A 1,605-nucleotide genomic window follows, 5' to 3' on the forward strand; every position below is an offset into this window, starting at 1 on the left:
CGACCCAGGCCGCCCCTACTTCCTGCTCATCGACGAGGTGAACCGGGGCAACGTGCCGCGCATTTTCGGCGAACTGCTGCTGCTGCTCGAAGCCGATAAGCGCGGCCCGACTCACGCCCTGCGCCTGCCCTACGCCCCGGCCGAGGCCCCGCGCTTCTTCGTGCCCGACAACCTGTACGTCATCGGCACCCTCAACCTGGCCGACCGTTCGCTCAGCCCGCTCGACTACGCGCTGCGCCGCCGCTTCGCCTTCGTGGCGCTGGGGCCGCAGTTTGGGCCGCCGCTGCGGCAGTTTTTAGCGGCGCGGCAGGTACCGGCGGCCGTTATCGAGCAGCTTTGCACCCGCATGGCCGCCCTCAACCACACCATTGCCGACGACCCCGAGCTCGGGCCCGATTTTGAAATCGGCCACAGCTACTTCTGCCAGCCGCCCGCCAACCCGGCTGAAGCGCCCACGTGGCTGCGGCTGGTGTTCGAGCAGGAAATCGGCCCGCTGCTGGCCGACTACTGGCGCGAGCAGCCTGCCACGGCCGCCGCGCAGCTGCGCAAGCTGCTGGCGTAGGGCTGCAATTTAAGGCAATGTCGCTAGCTGCTCAAACCAATGGTTTAGCAGAAGGGGTAATAAATTTGGAATTCATAACAAGACCCAGGCGCGAATAGGTACAGCGGCCTGTTTTGCAGCCTTCATGCACCGATTCCTCCCCTTAGTCCCGCGACTAGCAGCCTATTTTTTCTTTGCCGCAGCGGCTACGTTTTTTGTTCTTAACCCGGCGGCATTTCAGACATTGAGCAGCATCAACGTACTGCAATTCAATCTGCAGGGCGTTAATTATGCTTTCGTTATGGCCCTATTCGCCTATAGTTTACCGGGAGTATTGCTGACTACCTATTACTACCTATTATGGCTGGCAATTAGCTCGGAAGTCCACTCAGTTCCGAGTTGAATCTGCTTTATTGTTGGTGGCAGGCACGCTGTTGGTGCAACTCGGAGCCGTTTCTACGGCACCCGAATTTCCTAGCCGCACTATGTACTTGATGGTCCTAACGTGGTTGTTCCCCACCTTGCACGGGGCTGCGTGGGGATGGATGGCACTTGCTGGGCGCGCCGACGAACGACGGCAGCGGCTCACAAATGCAATAATGGGAATCTTCCTGCTGTACCTGGTGCCGGGCAGCATATTATTGGAAACCAAGGAAATTAACGAGAAACAAGTAAGCTTAGCGGTTGTAGTCTGTTTTGCATGGTATGCCAGCCGCCGCTTAATGGATTCCAGGTCAACCCCGGTGCTGCCGGAAGTTGGAACTGAACCACATTCGGTTTGAGCGGACCACCGGAACTGCAAAATATTCGTTCAAGCAAATGGACATGCTAACCAACAAAGCTACTTTGCTGACCCAGTAATAAGCCAGTTGCAGCCCACCACTAGCCTGCGCGCATAATCCTGCCGCTACTTTGTGATTCCCCTCCCCACCCTCTACTACTTCCTCTGCTACGCCTGGAACCGGCTGCCCGAGCCGGCCGTGCTGCAAGCCAGCGAAAGCACGCCGTTTGCCAAGCCGCAGGCGCTGCTGGCCCAGGTGCTGCTGCACGGCACGCGCCGGCTG

The 1,605-nt window shown here is 58.8% G+C and carries 1 protein-coding gene; it reads left to right on the plus strand.

The window, feature by feature from the left end:
* Positions 1–562, plus strand: a 562-nt coding sequence (locus ACYVDE_RS22155) for an AAA family ATPase (protein WP_460503709.1), incomplete at its 5' end; no start/stop codon positions are given.
* Between the last annotated feature and the right edge of the window lie 1,043 nt (positions 563–1,605).

The sequence above is a fragment of the Hymenobacter agri genome, assembly GCF_054778495.1.